General features: G+C 75.1%; 11 protein-coding genes. 3 read left to right on the top strand and 8 right to left on the bottom strand.

The window, feature by feature from the left end; all coding sequences use genetic code 11:
- Positions 1 to 104: 104 nt before the first annotated feature.
- From ACZ3ZE_RS27310 to ACZ3ZE_RS27290, 5 genes are all read right to left on the bottom strand, one after another.
- The gene (locus ACZ3ZE_RS27310; protein ID WP_467261082.1) at positions 105 to 2024 is read right to left on the bottom strand and encodes a hypothetical protein; all 1920 of its coding nucleotides are present in this window, start codon (positions 2022 to 2024) and stop codon (positions 105 to 107) included.
- Complete coding sequence (locus tag ACZ3ZE_RS27305; protein ID WP_467261080.1) at positions 2021 to 6346, bottom strand: DUF5682 family protein; 4326 nt, start codon at positions 6344 to 6346, stop codon at positions 2021 to 2023. The genes ACZ3ZE_RS27310 and ACZ3ZE_RS27305 overlap by 4 nt, the downstream gene beginning before the upstream one ends.
- Positions 6343 to 7497, bottom strand: coding sequence for an ATP-binding protein (locus ACZ3ZE_RS27300; protein WP_467261079.1), 1155 nt, complete (start codon positions 7495 to 7497; stop codon positions 6343 to 6345). The genes ACZ3ZE_RS27305 and ACZ3ZE_RS27300 overlap by 4 nt, the downstream gene beginning before the upstream one ends.
- 191 nt (positions 7498 to 7688) lie before the next feature.
- The gene (locus ACZ3ZE_RS27295) at positions 7689 to 12593 is read right to left on the bottom strand and encodes a DNA-binding protein (protein ID WP_467261338.1); all 4905 of its coding nucleotides are present in this window, start codon (positions 12591 to 12593) and stop codon (positions 7689 to 7691) included.
- Between the two features lie 5 nt (positions 12594 to 12598).
- Entirely contained in the window at positions 12599 to 13465 is an 867-nt protein-coding gene (locus ACZ3ZE_RS27290) for a DUF4132 domain-containing protein (RefSeq protein WP_361177255.1), read from the bottom strand.
- A 211-nt stretch (positions 13466 to 13676) separates the two neighbouring features.
- Between ACZ3ZE_RS27290 and ACZ3ZE_RS27285 the strand changes: the two genes are divergently transcribed.
- From ACZ3ZE_RS27285 to ACZ3ZE_RS27275, 3 genes are all read left to right on the top strand, one after another.
- Positions 13677 to 14081, top strand: a complete 405-nt coding sequence (locus ACZ3ZE_RS27285; RefSeq protein ID WP_361177253.1) for a VOC family protein — start codon at positions 13677 to 13679, stop codon at positions 14079 to 14081.
- 171 nt (positions 14082 to 14252) lie between these two features.
- Entirely contained in the window at positions 14253 to 15239 is a 987-nt protein-coding gene (locus tag ACZ3ZE_RS27280; RefSeq protein ID WP_361177251.1) for an aldo/keto reductase, read from the top strand.
- Between the two features lie 26 nt (positions 15240 to 15265).
- Complete coding sequence (locus ACZ3ZE_RS27275; protein WP_467261077.1) at positions 15266 to 15847, top strand: hypothetical protein; 582 nt, start codon at positions 15266 to 15268, stop codon at positions 15845 to 15847.
- Positions 15848 to 15859: 12 nt separating this feature from the next.
- Here ACZ3ZE_RS27275 and ACZ3ZE_RS27270 read toward each other — a convergent pair whose 3' ends face one another.
- From ACZ3ZE_RS27270 to ACZ3ZE_RS27260, 3 genes are all read right to left on the bottom strand, one after another.
- Complete coding sequence (locus tag ACZ3ZE_RS27270) at positions 15860 to 18121, bottom strand: WD40 repeat domain-containing serine/threonine protein kinase (RefSeq protein ID WP_467261075.1); 2262 nt, start codon at positions 18119 to 18121, stop codon at positions 15860 to 15862.
- A gap of 291 nt (positions 18122 to 18412) precedes the next feature.
- Entirely contained in the window at positions 18413 to 19066 is a 654-nt protein-coding gene (locus tag ACZ3ZE_RS27265; RefSeq protein ID WP_361177245.1) for a hypothetical protein, read from the bottom strand.
- Entirely contained in the window at positions 19063 to 19365 is a 303-nt protein-coding gene (locus ACZ3ZE_RS27260; protein WP_361627335.1) for a hypothetical protein, read from the bottom strand. Before ACZ3ZE_RS27260 ends, ACZ3ZE_RS27265 begins: the two co-directional genes overlap by 4 nt.
- Positions 19366 to 19391: the final 26 nt, after the last annotated feature.

The following is a 19391-nucleotide window of genomic DNA, read 5'->3' as shown; positions in this document are numbered from 1 at the left end:
ACGGCCCGCCCTGCCGCCTGGACCGGATACGACGAGGAGCGCCTTCGAGACGCACGCGACGCAACGCCCACCGTGCGGGAGCGACCCGGTGGGCGTTGCCGTGGTCAGGACCAGGACGCGGCCACCAGCGTCCTTTCCGCGGCCTTCAGATGGACGGCCGAGGCCAGCCAGGCGCGCGCGTAGCTGTCGGCCGAGGCGTCGGTCAGGCGGCCGAAGGCGTCGCGGGGGCGGCGGCCCGCCTCCGCCGTCAGCGCCTGCGCGAGATGCGCCGCTCCGCCGAGCCCCGCCCGGGTCAGCCGGGTGACGAGCGAGGCCGTGTCCGTCCCGCGACCCGCCTCCGCCACGGCCCGGCGGCCACCCGCGACGCCCGTCTCCAGCAGGCGCCGCACCCGCCACAGGGGCGCGTCCGCCAGTGGGTCGGGCCCCACCGGCACCGGCCCGGCGGCCGCGCCCCCCGCCGCCTCCCGGGGGAAGTGCTCGCCCTGCAGCCGGTCGTAACCCAGGTCCGCATGCCCCTTCCACTCGTCCGGCAGCCGCAGCGTCGCGGTCGCCCCGGGCACCGGCCCGACCGCCAACGGCCGGAGCGTCGCCGCCCGGTCCAGGTCGGGACGCCCGAGCACGCGCAGCACGAGGCCGGGATGCCCGGCGATCCGGCGCAGGTTGGCCGCGTGCGGCAGCTCCGGATGGGGGTGGGCGGGGCGGAGCCGTAGCAGCGGTCCCTGCGCGGCGACGCGGACGACGACAGCGTCGCCCGCCGCGCCGATCACCTCCACGTCACAGCCCAGCAGTGCCGTCGGCGGCGTTTCCGCCTCGAAGCCGTCCGCGAGCGCCGCGGCCATCGCCTCCCGCACCGGCCGGGCGAAGAGAGCGGCGGCGGGCTCCTCGGACCAGTCCACCCCGCGCAGCGGCGTCGCGCCGACTCCCCGCCCGGCCCCCAGCCGCCCGTCCGCCGAGACGGTCGCACCGACGATACGCAGGCCCCCGCGGGCCAGCCCGGCATGGTCGAGGACGGCGCCCCCGAGCGCCACCGACGCGGAGCCCGCGCCCTTCACGCGGGCGAGGCCGCCGGGGCGCACGTCGGACACCGTGTACCCGGCGCCGTCCGAACCGACCAGGTGCGTCGTCACGCCGCCGTACCCGGTCGCGGACAGCACCGGCTCCCGGCACAGCCCGTACACCCGCAGGCTGCCGCCCTGTTCGTACGCCCGGCGTACGGAACCCGCCGCCCCCGCGTCAACCGAGCCGGAGGAGAGCACGGCGGCGCCGGCCAGCAGCTCGCGGAACGCGTTCGCGAGGTCGCCGAGCCGCTGTCCCTCGCTCCGCTCCCGCGCGGCCCGCAGGCCCCGTACGACACGCAGCGCGGCGGCCTCGGCCCGCGGCAGCGCGGCCAGCCGCGCGGTGTGGGCCGCACGGAGCAGCTCGGCCTGCACCACCGCGCCACCCGCGGTGACACCGGCCGACAGTGCCTCGGCGGCGGCGTTCCACAGTGCGGTGGCGGCGCGGATCTGGGTGGGGGTGAGGGGGGTGGGTGGGTCCCCGGCGGGGAGTGCGCGAGTGTCGGAGACCGCGCCCGACACGGCCTCCCCCACGGCCATGCCCACGCCCGTACCCGTACCCGTACCCGTACCCACCTCGGAGTGTGTGCCCGCGTCGCTGGCCTCGCCGTCTCCCGGGGCGGGATCCTCGCAGGAGCCGTCCCTTGTACCCGCGCCCGGGTCGTCGCCCTGCCCCTCCGCAAGCGGGGCCGCTCCCAGGGCGGCGGCCCGGTGCAGACAGCGTGGGGCCAACAGGCAGGTACAGGCGGCCTGTTCGGTCTGGGTGACCGCGCCCGACGGGCCCGGGCGCAGGGTGACCGTGGCGTCCTCGCCGAAGCGCACCTCGATCGATCCGTCGGGAGCGGCGGAGGCCTGGTCGGCGCAGCCCGCGATCGCCGCGTCCAGTTTCTTGCGCAGGCGGGCGCTGAGCTGCTCGACGGCGTCGGCGAGGACGTCGGGGGCGACGGGTGGCAGGAGTTCGGTGCTCAACGGGGTTCTCCACGGAGGCGGTCGCCCACCCAGCGGGCGAGGGCGAGCGGGCTGAGGGCGGCCACCGGCATACCGGCCGCGACGAGCTGGCGCGCCACCGACACCGAGAAGCGCGGTGCGCCGGTGTCGTCGAGTGCCGCGCAGCCCAGCAGGTGGGCGCCGGAGGACGCCAGGGCGCGTACCTCGCCCAGCAGCCCGCCGAGGGGTGCGCCCTCCTCGAAGTCGCTGACCACGACGACGAGCGTGCGGCTCGGCACGGTGATCAGCGAACGCGCGTGCGCGAGGCCCGCCGCGATGTGCGTGCCGCCGCCGACCCGGACTTCGAGCAGCAGCGACAGCGGGTCCTCGACCCGGTCCGTCAGGTCGATGACCTGCGTGGAGAAGGCCAGGAAGTGCGTGGACAGGGTCGGCACCCCGCCCAGGACGGCGGCCGTCAGCGCCGACCAGATCACCGAGGCCTCCATCGAACCGGAGACGTCCACGACGAGGATCAGGCGCCAGTCGGCCTCCTTGCTCGCCCGCGTGCTGAACACCGGGCGCTCCGGTACGACGACGAGGCGGCCGTCCTCGGCGCGCCGGGTGTGGGCGAGGTTGGCCCGCAGGGTACGGGGGAGGTCGAGGCGTCCTCCGGGACGCCTGGTGGGGCGCGGGGTGGCCAGTCCGGAGAGCGCCGGACGCAGACGGGTGGCCAGCTCCCGCGCGAGTTCGTCGACGAGCCGCTTCACCAGCGGCCGCAGCCGGGCGAGTTGGGCCTCGGGCATGCCGCCGGCCAGCGACAGTACGGAACTGAGCAGCTCCACGGATGGGCGTACCGCGTCCGGATCGAGCTGCGCCAGCACGTCCGTGCGTCCGGCGTCGGCGGCCTCGGCGAGGACCTCCTCGCGTACGTCCGCGCCGAAGAGGGCCTCCAGTTCCCGCGCCCACTCCCGTGCGGTCGGGAAGGACGGGTCCTGGCCGCCTCCCTGGCCGGCCGCTCCGCCGTCCAGGTCCTGCGCGCCCTCGCCGCGCCCCCGGCCGTAGAGCTCGTCCAGGGCGTGGGCGTATCGGCGCGCGTCGCCGGTGAGCCGGTCCTTGTGGCGGCCGAGCAGCAACCGCCAGCGGTCGGCACGGCCGAGCCGCCTGACCGCGTCGGCCGTGGCACGGGTGCCGGTCGCGGGGGCGGGCGGGTCGGGCGTCGCCGCGTCCTCGGTGTCCGTGCCCTCGGTGTCCGTGCGCGTGCCTTCGGCGGCAGTCGCACGAGCGGGAGTCGCAGCCGATTCCGGGGAGTCCTCGGGGCGGGGGCCGGCGGACGCGTCCGTCCCCGACAGGCCCAGGGCCTTCAGCGCGGCCGATCCGGCCGCGTCGGCCGCCGCCCACACGGCCAGCAGCTCGGGAGGGGCGTCCAGCGACAGGTCGAGCCGGTCGCCGAGCCATTCCGTCACGGTGGTGAGCAACCGGTCACGCGCGGCCGGTGTCAGGGTGTCGAACCCGCCCCGCAGCGCCGGGAGCCGATCGAGGAACTCCTGGTCGGCCAGCTCGTCGACCCGGTCCATGAGGGGGGCGAGCGCGTCCGGTGAGGCCTGGAGCAGAGGTCCGGCGGCCGTGAGCAGCCCGGTGAGGCGCTTCGTCAGCGCCCGGCGCGTGTCGGGAGCCGTGGCCCCGTCGATCCAGCCGGCCGTACGCTCGCCCAGCCCGGCCGCGTCGTCCAGGTCGAGCAGGACGCGTACGGCCGGGGCGGCGCCCTGCATGAGCGGGGAGCCGCCCGCGGCCAGCTCCGCGAGGGCCCGGTCCAAGCGGAGGCCCAGGTGACGTGCGGCCGTCCGGTCCGCCAGCGCCACCAGCGCCCCGGCGTCGGCGACGCTGTCGCTCCCGGCGAGGCCGGGCAGGGACCGCACGGCGGCTTCCAGCAGCTCCTCCGTGAGCGCGCCGGCCGCCGTGCGGGCCTCCGGCTCCGTGCCGGGGTAGTGGCCTCGCCGTACTCCCTCCAACAGGTCGAGGGCCTGGAGGAGTTGGGGCAGGTCGGCGCTGTCGGGCAGCACGGTGGAAGCCTCGTGGAGGCGCGCTTCGACCAGTTCGGGCAGGTCGCAACGGGCCGCCGCGGCCAGGCCGTTGAGGATCTGGTCCGGAGTGGGGCCGCCCTCGGCGGCCTCGCGGCGCGCGGTCGCGGCGAGCGTGCCGGCGGCTGCCTGGGCCGCCGTGACCCCGCGTACTCCCGCCAGGTCGAGCCGCGCGGGCACGGACGGCGTCCACGCCGCACGCCACTTGGTGCCGAGCGCCGTGCCGTCGCCCGTACGCGCGACGGCGACGGGTTCGCCGTACGAGGCGCCGATCACCAGCAGCCGCTGGAGCAGCACCTCGCGGCGGGCGTCCAGGGGCGAACGGAGCGGGTCGAGGCGCAGGTCGCGGCGGTCGGGGTCGTCCGGGCGGGGCAGCCGCAGCTCCGCGAGCTCGGCCTCGACCGAGGGGCCGAGCCCGGACCGTGGCGCGTGCGGGCTGATCCGGCCGCGCGACGTACCGACGAACACGGCCTCGAGCGCGCGGGCCAGAGCCCGGCCCCGGCCGAGGGGTTCGCCCTGGCCGAGCACGGTGGTGACGGCCTCAAGGAGCTCGCCGCGCCCGGGTGCGGGCAGTCCGCGCAGGGCGGCCAGGTCGCAGGCCAGGCGCAGCGTCTCGGCGGCCTCGCCGGTCCCCGCGGTGTGACCGGCGCGGCGCATCTCCCGGCACAGGCCGGTCAGCGCGTCGGCCGCCGCCTCCCGGATCCGTTCCGGATCGCCGGCCGCGGTGAGCACGGCCTGCTGCCACAACGGGTCGCGGATTCCGGCGGGATAGCCGGACCGGGAGTCGAGCAGGTCGAAGGAGTACGGGACGAGTGAGGTCACCGCCGAGCCGTCGCCCCCTCCGGAGCCCTGGCGCCCGGCTTTCCCGCCTCCTCCGGTGTTGGTGGCTGCGCTGCCGGGCCTTTCCGCGTCCGTATCGGACGCGTGCGGTGCGCGCGTGCGGGATCCCGACGGCGCGGCCGTGCGGGGTCCCGGCGGCGCGTCCGTACCGGACTCGGGCGGTACGCCCGTGCTGGAGCCGACGTGCGCATCCGTAGCGGGTCCGTGCGGTGCGTTCGTGCTGGATCCGTCCTGCGCGTCCGTGCCGAACCCGGGCGGTGCGCCAGTGCTGGATCCGCCCTGCCCATCCAGACCGGACGCATCCGGTACGCCCACCCGGGACCCGTCCCGCGCATCCGTGCCGGACCCATACGGTACGCCCACCCGGGATCCGCCCCACGCATCCGTGCCGGACCCCTCCGGTACGGCCGTGCCGGATCCGCCCCGCGCATCTGTACCAGACCCCGCCGCGCGGCCGTCCGCGCCGACCGCCCCGGCCTGCGCAGGGATGCTCGCCTTCCCCGCAGCGTCGGAGACGGGAAGCCCCTCAGCCGAGCCCGCTCCTGCACCATCAGTCGTCCTGGCCGCGTCGCACGCCTCGGCGGTCACGAGGAGCGCGGGCGCGTGGAAGGCCCCGATCACCGCTGCCACCCGGCGCCCGCCCGCCGACGCGGAAGCGATCACCTGCCGCATCCGTTCCTCCCGCGCCAGGTCGGTGGCGGGCACGGCGGCGTCGGCGCGCAGGGCCCAGCCCACACCCAGCGCGGCCCGGCGTACCGCGTCCGGGGTGCACCCCGGGGCCAGCACCTCCACCACGCGGTCCCACAGGTCGTCACCGTCGCGACCGGTCCCGGCGGCGACGAGCGCTTGGGCGTAGGAACGTCGCCCCCGCGCCGCGCGGTCGCCAGGGTCGACGACGAGCGCATCCGCAGTCCCCTCGGACGCATCCACTCCCGCCGGCGGCCCTACGGCGTCCTCCGAAGCGTCCGCGTGCGCCGGCGCACCGGCCCGCGTGGGCACGTCGCCATCCGGCGGTACGGCCCCGACCCCGTCCTCAGCCCCGGCCCCGTCCCCCCCATCCAGACGCCACAGATCGACAGCCTCCGCCGACCACCCCGGGTCCCCGAGGGGAAGATCGCAGCACAGCACCTCCACCCCGCTGCGCCTCGCCCAGCGGACCGCGGCGAGCTCCGGTGAGAAGTCCGCGAACGGGTAGAACGCCAGCGCACCGCCCTCCCCCGCACCCGCGAGGGCGACCGGGGCGACGGTCTCGGGGTCGGCCAGGTGCTCCAGCCAGGGCTGGAAGTCGGCCGGCAGTTCGACGCAGACCACCTCGGCCCGCGCCTCCTCCAGCAGGGCGGGGACGACCGCGGCGAGTGCCGGGCTGTGGTGGCGCACTCCCAGCAGGTACGGCGCGCGCGACGCGGCCAGCGCGTCCACGGCCACTCGTGGATCGACGGTCGTCAACGCAGGCTCCCGCGCAGGTCCCAGAGGCGGCGCCACATCGCCGAGCCGTTCTCGGCGCGACGGCGCACCGGGCCGTCCCAGTAGCCCAGCAGCCGTGCGTGGTCGGCCGGGTCGTCCTTGCGGACCACGCCCAGCAGGTGGCCGGGCAGCAAGTCCAGCACGTCCCCGCCGGGCAGGTAGGCCGCCGCGACTCCCAGCGACGCCGCCACCTGCACGGCCTCGGCGGTGGACATGACCGTGCCGGGCCGCTCCACGTCCCAGCCCTCGGTGGAGCGGCCGGAGCGCAGGTCGCGGAAGACGGTGACGAGGGCGTCCAGGACGGCGTCGTCGACGGCGAAGGCCGCGCCCGCGCGCTGTACGGCGGCGACGGCCTGGCGGCGGATCAGGACCGCCTCCGCGTCGGCGTCGGCGATCGGGTCCACGGTCTCGAAGTTGAAGCGGCGCTTGAGCGCGGCCGACATCTCGGAGACGCCCCGGTCCCGCAGGTTGGCGGTCGCGATGACGGTGAAGCCGGGCAGGGCGCGGACGACCGCGTCCTCGGTCGCGGTCAGTTCGGGCACGCTGATCCGGCGGTCGGACAGGAGGGAGACGAGGGCGTCCTGGACCTCGGGCAGGCAGCGGGTGATCTCCTCGACCCGCACCACGCGCCCGGTTCGCATGGCGGCGAGGACGGGTGAGTCGACCAGGGCCTGCGGGGTGGGGCCCTGGGCGAGCAGCAGGGCGTAGTTCCAGCCGTAGCGGAACGCGTCCTCGGTGGTGCCCGCGGTGCCCTGCACGGTGAGGGCGCTGCTTCCGCTGACGGCGGCGGCGAGCAGCTCCGACAGCATCGACTTGGCCGTTCCGGGTTCGCCGGTGAGCAGCAGCCCGCGCTCTCCGGCGAGGGTGACCACGCAGCGTTCGACCAGTGCGCGTTCGCCGACGAACTTCGGGGCGATCGTCAGCTTCGACGGCAGCTCCGCGTGGCGCTCGGGCAGGGTCAGCGCCACACCGTCGCTGCCGCAGACGAACGTGACGACCGCGCGCGGGGTGAGCGCCCAGCCGGGCGGGCGCGGGCCGGGGTCCTGGGCGGCGAGAAAGGCGAGCTCGGCGGCGTGGCGTTCCTCGGCCGGCTGGCCCTGCCGGACGCGGGTGGTCTGTGCGGTGACGGTCATTCGGGATCCTTCTTTATCGTGTGAAACGCCTACGCGAAACGCCTGCGCGCATGCGTGCGTGCACATGTTCGCCATTGGGGCGTGCGTACGGCGGGGGTGCAGGGAAGCGTGGTCGGCCGGCGCGGCGCACCCTGGGCGGGTGCGCCGCGCCGTGCTGACGCCAGTCACGGCCGGTCAGTGGTGGCTGTGCCTCAGCGCCGCCTTCTCGTCCGCCGGACCTTCAGCTCCTCGAAGCGAGGGACGTCGCCGTCGAGGATCCGCTGCCAGGCGCGGGCGAACAGTTCCGCGGCCGGTTCGGTCGGCACGAGGGCGCCCAGGGCCGGCCGGGTGCCCGTGGCCACCCCGTACATCGGGAGCTTCCACTGTTCGACGGGCAGGACGGGTGCCGACTGCTCCGTCCAGGCGCCCGGCAGGAACAGTGAGCGTCCCGCCCGGGCCCGTACCGCCGTCACCACCAGGTCCGTGTCGGCCAGTTCGGCGCGGGCCGCCTTGAGGCGGGCGGGCTTCCAGCCCGTCCACCGCGCGGTGGTGCGGTCCGTCGGGTCGGGCATGGCCAGCAGCATCAGGTACAGCGTCGCCGCGTCGGCGCTCAGCGCGCGGGCCCCGGCGACCTCGGCCACCAGCTCGGGCACCGAACGTGACGGGTCCTGCGGCCACCACTGGCCGTCGTCGTCCGTCGCGCCTGCCGCGGGTGCGCCGGGGTCGGCCAGCAGGCGGGCGAACGCCGGGTCGTGCGCGCGTCGCAGGGCCGTCTCGACGCCCGTCGGCTGCTGGTCGTCGCCGCGCAGCGCCACCAGGTACGGGTCGGAGCCGGTGGAGTCCAGCAGCGCGGGCCGTACGGCGGGCTGCGGCTGGTTGTCCTGCGTGGCCATGAGCACCGCGCCGTACCGCTCGTGGTCCGGTGCCGTCTCCGTCGGAGCGCCCGCCACCTTCCGGAAGTCGGGGAGGCTCGTGTAGTGGCCGGCGGAGAGCAGCAGTCCGGGTGCCGCGAGGCGCTGCCGTACGGCGGTCAGGGCGCTGGGCAGCGCGGCCCGTACCGGGTCGCCCGCGGGCAGCCGGTGGGCCAGCCAGGCCGTCAGGCTGATCGAGCCGGTCAGCACCGCCGAGGTGAACGGCGTCTCGGCCGGGGTCGCCGTCGCCGGGTGGTCGCCCTCGATGTGCCACGGCACGTCGACGGCGAGCTCCGGGGAGGACGCCGGGTCGAGCAGTGCGGGGAGCGCCCGGTGCACGGGCCAGCCGCTGCGGGCGCCGCGCGCGGCTTCCGCCGCCAGCCAGTCGGGCACGTGCCGGCGCCGTCCCACCTTCTCGTTCCACACGGCGGCGGCCTTGACCACGTCCGGGCCTTCGGTCCACAGTCGGGCCGGGTCCTCGGGCAGGAGCGCGGCGAGCACCGCCCGGCGCACCTCGACGGTGAGCGCGCGCAGTTCGTCGCGGGCGTGGCCCGCCTCGGCGACCTTCAGGCCGAGCGTGTTGCGCAGTTCGGTGGGCAGGAAGTTGTTCTCCCAGCTGTCCACGTCGGGCATGCCCACGAGAACGATCCGGGCGAGCGCCCCGGACACGCCCGTGAGGCGGCTGAACTCGTCGGCGGCGTCCGGCAGGAACGGCGCCTCCGCACGCGCCCGTGCCTCCGTGAGGAAGTCGGCCAGCCACTGGGCGCCGCGGGCCCGGTCGCCGACCGGCGCTTCACGGCGCACCGTGTAGGGGCCGGGCACGTCGAAGCGACCGCTCGGGTCGTGGAGCAGCGCACCGAACTCCCGCCCGTCGGCGACGCTCTCGGTGTCCGTGGTGATCCCGAGCGCCGCGCCGCCGCCCAGGGGCAGCACGCTGCGGTGGGAGACGTTGCGCCCCTGCCCGTCGGGCGTGTGCAGGTGGGGCGGTGTCAGGTGCACCAGGACCCGGCGCCAGTGACCGGCCGACGCCGCCGTCGAGGCCAGCCCCAGCGCGTCGACCTGGTCGAGGATTCCGAGCAGGGCCGCCCGGTGCGCGGGGTCGGTGCCGGGAGCGACGGCGCGGTAGGCGATGGCGGCCGGATCGTCGAGGAGGGAGACGAAGGGCAGCCCGGTGTACGGCAGAGCCGGCACGTCGAAGTGCAGTCGCCCCGGCCGTGCCTCGGCCGCGGTGTCCGCCCGTACGGTCGCCAGCGCCTCCAGGTAGCGGTGGGTGACGTCGCTGTCCGAGCCGTAGCGGTGGTAGCCGGCGCCGACGATGCCCTGGAGGGCTTTGCCGATGAGCTGGTCGCTCGGCCCCGGGACACGGGCCTCCGCGGCCCCGGCCGTCGGGTCGAGCCGGGCGGCCACGCCGTCCAGGGCCTTCTGCTGCCGCACCGCGAAGCGCAGCACCTTCACGACGCCGGCGATCAGCTCGGGCGCCGCGAGCCGGGGCAGCGCGGCGCTCACCAGGCCGGGCAGGTCGGCCGCCCGCTCCGCCGCCATGGCCGCCTTGAGCAGGACGCCGGCGGACTCCGCGTCGGCGGCCCGCAGCGCCGCCGAGCCCTGCGGGTCCCGGGCGCGCAGCATGTACAGGTACGGCAGCGGCGGCAGGGCGTGGCCCGCGGTGCCGTACAGCTCGTCGCGGTGGTCGTTCCTGGCGGTGGTGGTGACCACGCCTTCGGGGTCGCTGAGCGACAGTTCGCGCCACTGCTGGGTCAGCGCCCGCGGCCGGTCGTCGCCGGGGAACGTCAGCGCGGCGACCGGCCTGTCGGCGGCCTTCGGGAGCGTGACGGTCCGTCCGGTGGTGTCCTCTCCGTGGTGGCTGCCGTCGGGCAGGCGTACGACGCGCCAGCCGAGGAGTCCGTCCGCGGAGCGTCCCTGAGCCGCGCCGTCCACCGCGGGGGCGGGGCGCAGCCAGGACGAGCCGGCGGCCAACTCGGTGCCGGGGGCGTGCCGTCGCAGTGCGTCGGCGAGGAAGCCGGGCTGCGAACGACGGCCGTAGGCGCCGCCCACCGGGTCGTACTCGAGCCAGCCGCCCCCGTCCTCGCCGTCACCGCTCCGCCACACCCAGTACGACGTGCCGTCGGAGACCAGCGAGCGCTCCGCCGGCAGCTTCGTGTCGCCGCGGTGCAGGACCCCGCCGCCGGTGGTGCGGCCGCCGCCGGGGAGCTGCAGGCTGGGGTGGTGCGACCGCATGGTCCAGGAGTCGGCGCCGGCGAGGTCGAACACGGTGTCGGGCGCGGTGTGCCAGTAGCCCTGCGGCGCTCGGTTGCCGTAGGTGCTCCAGAAGACCAGCAGCGCACCGTCCACGTAGTGGAAGCCCGTCCGCCACACGGAGGTGGTCGGCATGCGCAGGTCGTGTACGAGGACGGTGGAGTCGGCGTCGATGACGCGTGCCTGGGTCGCGTTGGCGACGATCAGGTACGGCCAGGCCTCGGCGACGGTCAGGCCCTCGGTGCTGTGCCGGCCGGGCGCCAGCTCCGTGAGCGCCTCCTCCCAGGCCGGCCAGCTCAGCTCCTCCCACAGGCCGCCGCGCAGGGTGCGTGCCACGGTCGCGCCGAGGTCGGCACCGGCTGCGGCCGCGACCTCCCGGGGCGCGAGCGCGAGGGCCTCGGAGGGCAGCCAGGACAGCCGCTCGATGGCACTCGGCAGTCCGGGCAGCCCTGCCGCCACGGAGGATTCGGCCACCTGTCGCATCCACTCGGTGAGCATCGGACGTCCGCCGGGCGAGCCGGCGAGGCGTCGCATCACGTCCGTGCCGGAGGACCCGCTGTTGTAGCTGTCCGCGCCACGTCGGAAGGCGGGACGGAAACGCGGGTCGGCCGCCAGCGCGACCAGGTCCCGGGGCTCCTCGCCGCGTGCCCAGTCCGACAGGTTCAGGGCGTCGCCCCGCCGGTTGCGGGCCTGCTTCTCCTCGGGGTCGGCGACCGCGACCCCCAGGGAGAGCAGGAGGTCCAGCAGGTTAACGTCCTCGACGCCGATCCGCAGGAACCGCCGGCCCTCGGGCCGGGCGGCGAGATCGGCCCGCAGCCTGCCGCCGGCCCGCGCCACCAGCTCAAGGAGCGCGGGGGGCGTGGGGCGCGGGCCCCAACCGCGGTGCCGGGCGCTGTGGAAGCGCTCCAGCCAGCCCGCCGCGCCGTCGGAGCACTGCTCCTCCGGCGGCAGGTCCGCGTCCACGAGACCGGTGTCGGCACCCGAGTCCGCCAGGATCCCCAGCCACAGCTCGGTCATGTCCCCGTTGTCCCCGGGCGGGGTCATCGTCAGGAGCGTGCCCCGCACGGCCGGGACGCGCCGGGCCAGCGCGACGAGCGCGCCGCGGTGCGACTTCCACCAGCCGGCCGCCGCGCGCAGCGTCGCCGGCAGCGGCAGGAGTTCGGCGAGGTAGTCCTGCTCCGCCTCGCTCCCCGGCAGGTCCGCGGCGCGGGCCAGCCGCTTCAGCTCCACGGCGGCCTGGGCCGACGGCGCGAGCCCGCCGGCCGTCCGGCGCACGCACAGGCGCCGGAACCGCTCGTACGCCTCGACGGGCGCGAGCCGCGCCGACAGCTCCTTGCCGTAGCCGGTGAGCACCTTGACCGGCAGGGCGCCCGCCAGGGCGAACTCCAGGAACACGGCGTCGAGCCGGTCCTCGTCGACCGTCAGCCCGTGCTGCGCCTCGCTCGTGCGGGCACGGCCGAACAGCTGACCGGCGTACGTGGTGTTCTCGACGCCGAGGAAGACCCGCGCGGCCTGCTCGTAGAAGACGGGGAGAAAGTGCGGGACGGCCGAGGCGAGCCGGCCGGCCAGCTCGTGGCAGGCGTCCAGGGCGGCCTTGGGCTTCGTCCTGGCCTGCCGCGCCAGCCGGTCCAGCTCAGGCACGACCGCCAGGGCGTGGTGGCCGTCCTCCGGGTGGTGCACCAGCACCCACTCGGGGAAGCCGAGCTCCTGGCGCCGTCCGAGACCGACCACGGCCGGCTCGCCCTCGGGCACGAGTCCGAGGAAGCCGGCGGCGAGATCCTCGGCGGGGCCGAGTTCGGCCGCGGCCAGTCGTACGACGACCCGGTCCTCCCCGAACACCGCGTGGCGGTAGGCCCGTGCGGTCAGCTCGACCGCCGAGGGGCCGGCGTCCCGCGCGTCGGCCGGGAGCACCGCTCCTGCCGCGAGCAGCTCCTTGTTGTCGTTGACATGCATGCCGGTCACGCGTCCCCACCCTCTTCGATCGTGCGGCCGGCGTACAGCGCGGCAGCCATGCGCATTCCCTCGGACCAGGCCACCGGCCCGACCTCGCCCAGCCGCACCGCGCGGCCGTCCTCGTCGTGCCAGCTCAGCCCGCCGGTCTCCGACTCCCCGTCCCAGTACGGCTCGCCGATCCACACCGACGCCTCCGTGCTCCGCCCCCCGTCGCGCACCTTGCACGTGGCGTAGCCGCCGGACACCCGGTAGCCGAGCCCCGTGGCGCGCGCGGCGAGACCGAAGCGCGAGGCGAACTTGCCGCCCGCGTAGTCCCGTACCTCCGTCGCGGTCTCCGGACGCCCCGCGCCCGGCCCGTCCGGCTTCCGCCACGTGGCCCGGTGGATCTGCTCCACCTTCTGGGTGATGCCGAGGTCGGCCGCGAAGTCCCGTACGTCGTCCAGGTCCGGAAGGAGCACGGGGTGGGGCAGCGTCACCGTGCGCGGTGACAGCCGCACGGTCTCGCCGTCCAGGTCGACCACCTTGAGCTCCCCGTCGGCGGTGACGTCCCGCAGGAAGCCGACCTCGTCCGGGTCGTCGCCCACGACGGCCATGTCCCGCAGCGCCGTCTGCCATGCCTCGTCCGGCCATACCCGCGCGATCAGCTCGGTGGGGACCGGGAGCGACGACACCATCCACGCGTCCACCTGCGCCACGCAGGAGACGGCGTGCCGGTCCAGCCACTCGGCGAGCTGCCGCAGCCGGTCGACCTCGGGACTGTCGCGCAACGCCTTCGGCAGCGCCTTCAACTGCCGCCCCCCGCTGCGGCGTGCGACCACACGCCCGTCCTCGAGGGTGACCTCGTACCCCTCATCCACTGCCAGCCACGCCATCAGCCGTGCCCCTCCGCCAGTCCGTCAGTTGTGTCAGTTGTGTCAGTTGTGTCAGCGCAGCACGAAACGGGGGGCATGAAGCCCCGGAGCTGCGGTATGTGGGGAGACTAACGAGAGGCACTGACAACGCCCCGGGCCTGCGCCCCCGAAACGGACCGGCCGGTCACGACTCCCCCCGCGTGTAAGGGATGTGAGCGGGCAGACGCAGACCATGACTGTCTCCAAGACCGGCCTCCTCGTCCTCGACAGCACCGACCCCGAGCCCCTCGCCCGCTTCTACGCCGCGCTCCTCGACGCCACCGTCGAACCGAGCGGCGACGGCGACCTGCTGCTGCTCTCCGGAACCACCGGCATCCTGCTGGGAATCCACCGCGACGTGGGCCACGCGCCACCGAGCTGGCCCCGGCCGGACGACTCCCAGCAGTCCCATCTGTGGATCGTCGTGGCCCCCGACGCACTCGACGAGGCCGAACGCGAAGCGGTCTCCCTGGGCGCGCGCCCCCTGACCGCCGAACAGAACGGCACCCGGACGGACCGGCGCACGGACGTACGCCGGTACATGGACCCGGCGGGGCACACCTTCGCGCTGGCCCCCGCGGCCGGTGTCTCACCGTGACGGAGAGGGGCCGGCCGTCCTGGCCGTGGCGGTCCTCACAGAGACCGGGCCGCCGGCGTGGCTCGGCGGATCGTTCGCGGTGCTGACCACGCCTGATCCGACCGGGTTGACTTGGAGTGCGCTCCAATACCTAGCGTTCTGAGCATGATTCCGAGCTCAGGAGGCAACAGCATGACCGACCTTCCCACCCGGCACCTCGGCAGCCTTGCGGTGTCCGCGCAGGGCCTGGGGTGCATGGGCATGAGTCACGGCTACGGTGCCACGGACGACGCGCAGTCCATCGCGACCCTGCACCGCGCTCTCGACCTCGGGGTGACCCTCCTGGACACCGCCGACTTCTACGGTGCGGGGCACAACGAGGAGCTGATCGGGCGGGCCGTCGCCGGGCGCCGCGACCAGGTCGTGCTGGCCACGAAGTTCGGCTTCGCCAACCGCCTGGGCGAGCCCACCCTGGTCCGCGGCGACGCCGCCTACGTACGGCAGGCGTGCGAGGCGTCGCTGCGGCGGCTCGGGGTCGACCACATCGACCTCTATTACCAGCACCGGGTCGATCCGCGGGTGCCGATCGAGGAGACCGTCGGCGCGATGGCCGAACTCGTGCGGGCCGGGAAGGTCCGGCACCTCGGGCTGTCCGAAGCCGGCGCGCAGACGATCCGTCAGGCGCACGCCGTGCACCCGATCGCCGCGCTGCAGAGCGAGTGGTCGCTGTGGACCCGTGACCTTGAGGCGACGATCGCCCCGGTCTGCCGCGAACTCGGCATCGGCCTGGTTCCGTTCTCCCCGCTCGGGCGGGGTTTCCTGACGGGCCGGTACGCCTCGGTCGAGGCGATGGCCGAGACCGATGTACGGCGCGGCCAGCCGCGGTTCGCCGACGGCAACCTGGAACGGAACCTCGCGATCGTCGCGAAGCTGAACGAGCTGGCCGAGGCGAAGGGGGTCACCACCGGTCAGCTGGCCCTGGCGTGGGTGCAGCATCGCGGCGACGACGTGGTGCCGATCCCCGGCACCCGGCGCCGGCGCTACCTGGAGGAGAACCTCGCGTCCCTCGCTGTCGAACTGTCCCCCGACGACCTCGCCGCCATCGAGGCCGCCGCGCCGCCCGAGCAGGTGGCGGGCACGCGGTACGACGCGACCAGCCTCACGTTCGTCGACAACTGACCTGGGCCCATGAGGAGGGATTCCGGATGAGCTGGAAGCGTGAGCGTTTCGATTCGCACGAGGGCGCGGTCGGGGTGCTGCTCGCGGACGGCAGTGAGCCCGGGCCGGTCTCCTTCGACATGGGCGGCGGCACGTACTTCCACGAGTCGACGGACTGGTGGGTGTACACGGGCGAGCTGCGCAGGCCGACGGCCACCGCGATGCGGGGAAGGTGTGCGTGCGGATGGCGCGGCGGGCGCGAGTTCCCCATCGACTGGGCGAAGGTCGACCGCGGCGACCTCGCCGCCTACGACGTATCCGGGCCGCGGGAGGACTGGGAAGCCCACCTGGACGAAGTCGTGTCCCGCTCGGTACCCCTGCCGCAGGACGTCGCCGAGTTGCTGAAGCGGCTGCACGAGCGCCTGGACGAGCTCGTCGACGCCCATCCGCTCACCGTGTTGAGGGCCGTCGGCGAACTGGAGACGGACCTCGCCTCCTTCGGCCTCATGGCCACCCGCTTCATCACGGGCGCGAGGGAGGGCGCGGTACCCCGGGTCGCCGAAGCACTCGGCACGACCGAACAAGCCGCCGGATCCCTCCTGCGGCGCTACCAGTACGTGGGCTTCTGACCATCGCGTCGCCTACGTCCGACTGGTGAGCTTCCACAGGACCAGACGGTCGTCCAGAGGTTCGGCCAGGTAGGCGCCATCGGGACTGAAAGAGAGGGAATCCGGAGTGGTCCAGTCCCTCCTGGCTCCCTTCAGGGACTCCGTCGCCCCCTCTACCCGTTCCGGGTCGAACCTGCGGACGGGATTCCAGGTGCTGGTGGACCACACCTCCACCTCGCCGCCATGCGCGACGGCGGCCAGGGACGTGCCGTCCGGGCTGAACGCCACGGCGCAGACGGTCCTCCCCGGGAGTGACAGGGTCTCGATCTCCGTCCGGCTTTCTGCGTGCCAGAGCTTGACCTCCCCCACCCCCGCAGCTGCGAGGACGTGGCCGTCCGGGCTGACCGCGATATCGGAATCGGGCCCCCGGAGCATGGCGGTGACCTTTCCCTTCCGGATGTCCCAATAGCGGAGTTTCCCGACTCCGGTGGAGAAGACGAGGGTGCGGCCGTCCCGGGTGAAGCCCACGCTCTCCACGTGTTCCGCGGCAGGGTATTCCGCGTCGGCGTCCGGGGGCGCGGCCAGAATGGCCGTCCGCTCACGAGAGGCGACACGCCACAGCGTGATCGTACGGTTCGCGCTGAACGCAAGCGTTCTTCCGTCCGGGCTGAACAACAGGCAGTTCACGGTGGGGGTTCTCTTCTGGCTCGCGTCGCCCTGGAGCGTTCCGGTCTTCTTGCGGGCTACGACGTCCCACAGGGTGATGGACGCGTATGCGTCGACGCTGGCAAGGAGCCTGCCGTCCGGGCTGAACGCCAGATCGCCGGTGATGTTGTCGATTCCCGTGTCGCCGGGACCGCTGAGGACAGCCGCGATCTCCAGGGTGGGGCTGTGCCGGAGCACGATGCCTCCGTCCCTGTCACCGACGGCGATGAGCTTCCCGTCCCGGCTGAACCGCGCCACGGTCAGCCATGTCGGCCACTTCTCGGACAGGACGAAGCGGGAGGTCTGCTCAGGGCCGGTGGGGGACTCGCTCTGCGACGGGCTGGTGCTCGCGGTCGGTGGCGGTGAGGTGCTCGGCGACGGGTCCGCCCCGGACCTCCCCGCGGCCCAGGGGCCCGAGAGCCGGTCCACGGTGAGCGGGACGGCGACAGCCGCACCGGCGCCGAGCGCGCCGAGCAGGAGCGCGCGACGGCTCGGGACCCGACGCCCTGGACGGTCCGACTGCCCGTCGGCTGCCCGAGCCGTCGAGGCGCCGGACGGCGGGGCCGTCCGGGCAGCCGGGGCAGCGGTCTGGGTCGGCAGTTCCGCGGTAGCGGAGCCGGGCAGGAGGTCGGGACGCCGTGGGGCCGGTGGCGGGTCTTCGGGCCGGTCCGGGGATCCGCCCGCTGCCGGCGTGGTCCGGGACTCCACGGGCACGCCAAGGTCCTGGGACAGGGCGAGGACCCGGGCGATCTCGGCATGCTGCGCGTCGATGAGGGCGTGCACGGCGTCGGGCCAGGGCCGCGCGGACGGGGGGATCCTGCCGAGGAGTTCCAGGATCTCGTCGGGAGCGGGGCGCCGGGACGGGTCCTTGGCCAGGCAGCGCGCGACATGGCCGCGCATCCGGTCCGGGAGTCGCGCGAGGTCGGGTGCGGCGTGCACGACGTTGTAGAGCGTCTGCGGCGTGGACGGACCGGCGAACGGGGACCGCCCGGTACACGCGTGGACCAGTACCGCGCCGAGCGAGAACACGTCGCTGGCCGGGGTGAGTTCACGGCCCTCGGCCTGTTCCGGGGACATGAAGGGCGGGGAGCCGACCAGCCGGCCCGTGCCGGTGATCTCGGTACCGCCCTCGCTGTCGGTGGCGCGGGCGATCCCGAAGTCGATGACCCGGGGCCCGTCGGCTGCGAGCAGTACGTTGGACGGCTTGAGGTCACGGTGGACGAGACCCGCCCGATGGATCTCGGTCAGCGCTGCGGCGAGGCCTGCGGCCAGGCGTACCACTCCCTCCGTCGGTAAAGGTGCGGTGGTTTCCACGACCTCACGCAGTGTCGGCCCGGGCACGAACACCGATGCCAGCCACGGAAGCGGCGCGTCCGCGTCCGCGTCGACCACGGCGGCCGTATACACGCCGGACACCCGGCGAGACGCCCCCACCTCGCGGCGGAAGCGCACACGGAACCCGTCGTCCTCCACGAACTCCGAGCGCATCACCTTGACCGCGGCCAGGCGCCCATCCGGGGTGGCGCCGAGCAGCACCCGCCCCATCCCGCCACGCCCCAGCTCGGCCACCAGCCGGTACGGACCGGTCACCGGCCGGTCCGCATCCCCTAACAGCTCCATCGGACCTCTCTGCCTCGTCACCACGTCCACACGACTCGGGGCACATGAAACCCCCCTTGCACGCATCGCCGCGCCCGTCTAGTGGATCTGTTCACACCCCCTGCACACAAGGAGGCTTGCCCTCGGGCGGAGGCTTCTCGGCGGGGCCTTGCCTGAGGCCGCGACCGCGTGTACGACGGCCCGGCCCGACCGGCATCGGCGGTGAGGCCGGGCAGATCCGGGCCGGCTCCCTCCGCCCGCGAGCCGTCGGTGCCCCGGTGTTCACGGACCGCCCGGCGGGGCGCAGGAGGGGGTCGGGCGGAGGGAGAGGGTGGTCGACAGGTCGATGCTCAGTTCGCCCGTGGAGGTCCGCAGGGCGAGGCGGCCGCCGGTCGTGCGGAGCGGCTCCCCGCAGAAGGTGCCGGACGGCGTGGTGACGGTCAGGCGTGGGCCCTCGCCGGCCGGGCCGTACCAGGTCAGGGCGACGGCGGCCGTGAGCAGCGCCGCGCAGCCGAGCGTGGCCACCACCCCCCGGGTCAGCGCCCGTGCCGCGCGCAGCGCCTCCTCGTGCCCGGAGGTCACCGGACCGGCGGGCAGGCTGCCGGGTGCCGGGTCGGGCACCGTCGAGGCCGCCGGACGCCCGTGCGCGGCGCGCAGCAGCAGCATCCCGCCCGTCGCCCCGCTGAGCAGCGCGCACAGCAACAGGGCGCCGACCAGCGCGCCGTAGGGTGCGGCGAGCGCCCCCACGTCCGTGCGCCCCTTCAGCAGCCCGAAGCCGATCAGCCCGAGGAGCAGCGCGCCCAGGCCGTTGCGCCAGGCCAGCGCCGTCTCACGGACCCGGGGCAGCTCCTCGCGGAGCAGCCGTCGGCCGCCGCGTGCGGCCCTCAGGTCGGCGGGTGTCCCGGCCGGACCGGAGCGGGCCCGCCACGGCGTCACGACGTCCGCTCCAGGACGACGTTCCAGTACGCGCCGCAGCCCTCCTCGTCGGCCGGGCGCCCCTCGTGCGGGGTCTCGCACACGCACAGGACCGGCACGGTGACGGCCGGCGCGTAGCGGCCGCCCGGGCGCGGATACCGGAAGACTCGGCGGGTGTACGTGAAGTCGAACGGGCAGGCGCAGCGGGGGCACGAGCCGCTGAGCACCGCACCGTCCCGGGTGTCCGTCACCTGGAGCCCGGCGGTGTACGCGTCGGCGTAGGAGGCGGCGGTGACCTCAAGGTAGGGAAGCCGGGGCAAGGGCGGTCACCTTCCGAAGCGTGAGG

Source organism: Streptomyces sp. NPDC023157, assembly GCF_055560575.1.
This window is presented reverse-complemented; position numbering and strand designations above follow the sequence as displayed.

Bases quoted from the DNA above. Each gene is read 5' to 3' on its own strand.
- ACZ3ZE_RS27300 (WP_467261079.1), bottom strand. From the start codon at position 7,497: ATGACCGTCACCGCACAGACCACCCGCGTCCGGCAGGGCCAGCCGGCC.
- ACZ3ZE_RS27295 (WP_467261338.1), bottom strand. From the start codon at position 12,593: ATGCATGTCAACGACAACAAGGAGCTGCTCGCGGCAGGAGCGGTGCTC.
- ACZ3ZE_RS27290 (WP_361177255.1), bottom strand. From the start codon at position 13,465: ATGGCGTGGCTGGCAGTGGATGAGGGGTACGAGGTCACCCTCGAGGAC.
- ACZ3ZE_RS27285 (WP_361177253.1), top strand. From the start codon at position 13,677: ATGACTGTCTCCAAGACCGGCCTCCTCGTCCTCGACAGCACCGACCCC.
- ACZ3ZE_RS27280 (WP_361177251.1), top strand. From the start codon at position 14,253: ATGACCGACCTTCCCACCCGGCACCTCGGCAGCCTTGCGGTGTCCGCG.
- ACZ3ZE_RS27275 (WP_467261077.1), top strand. From the start codon at position 15,266: ATGAGCTGGAAGCGTGAGCGTTTCGATTCGCACGAGGGCGCGGTCGGG.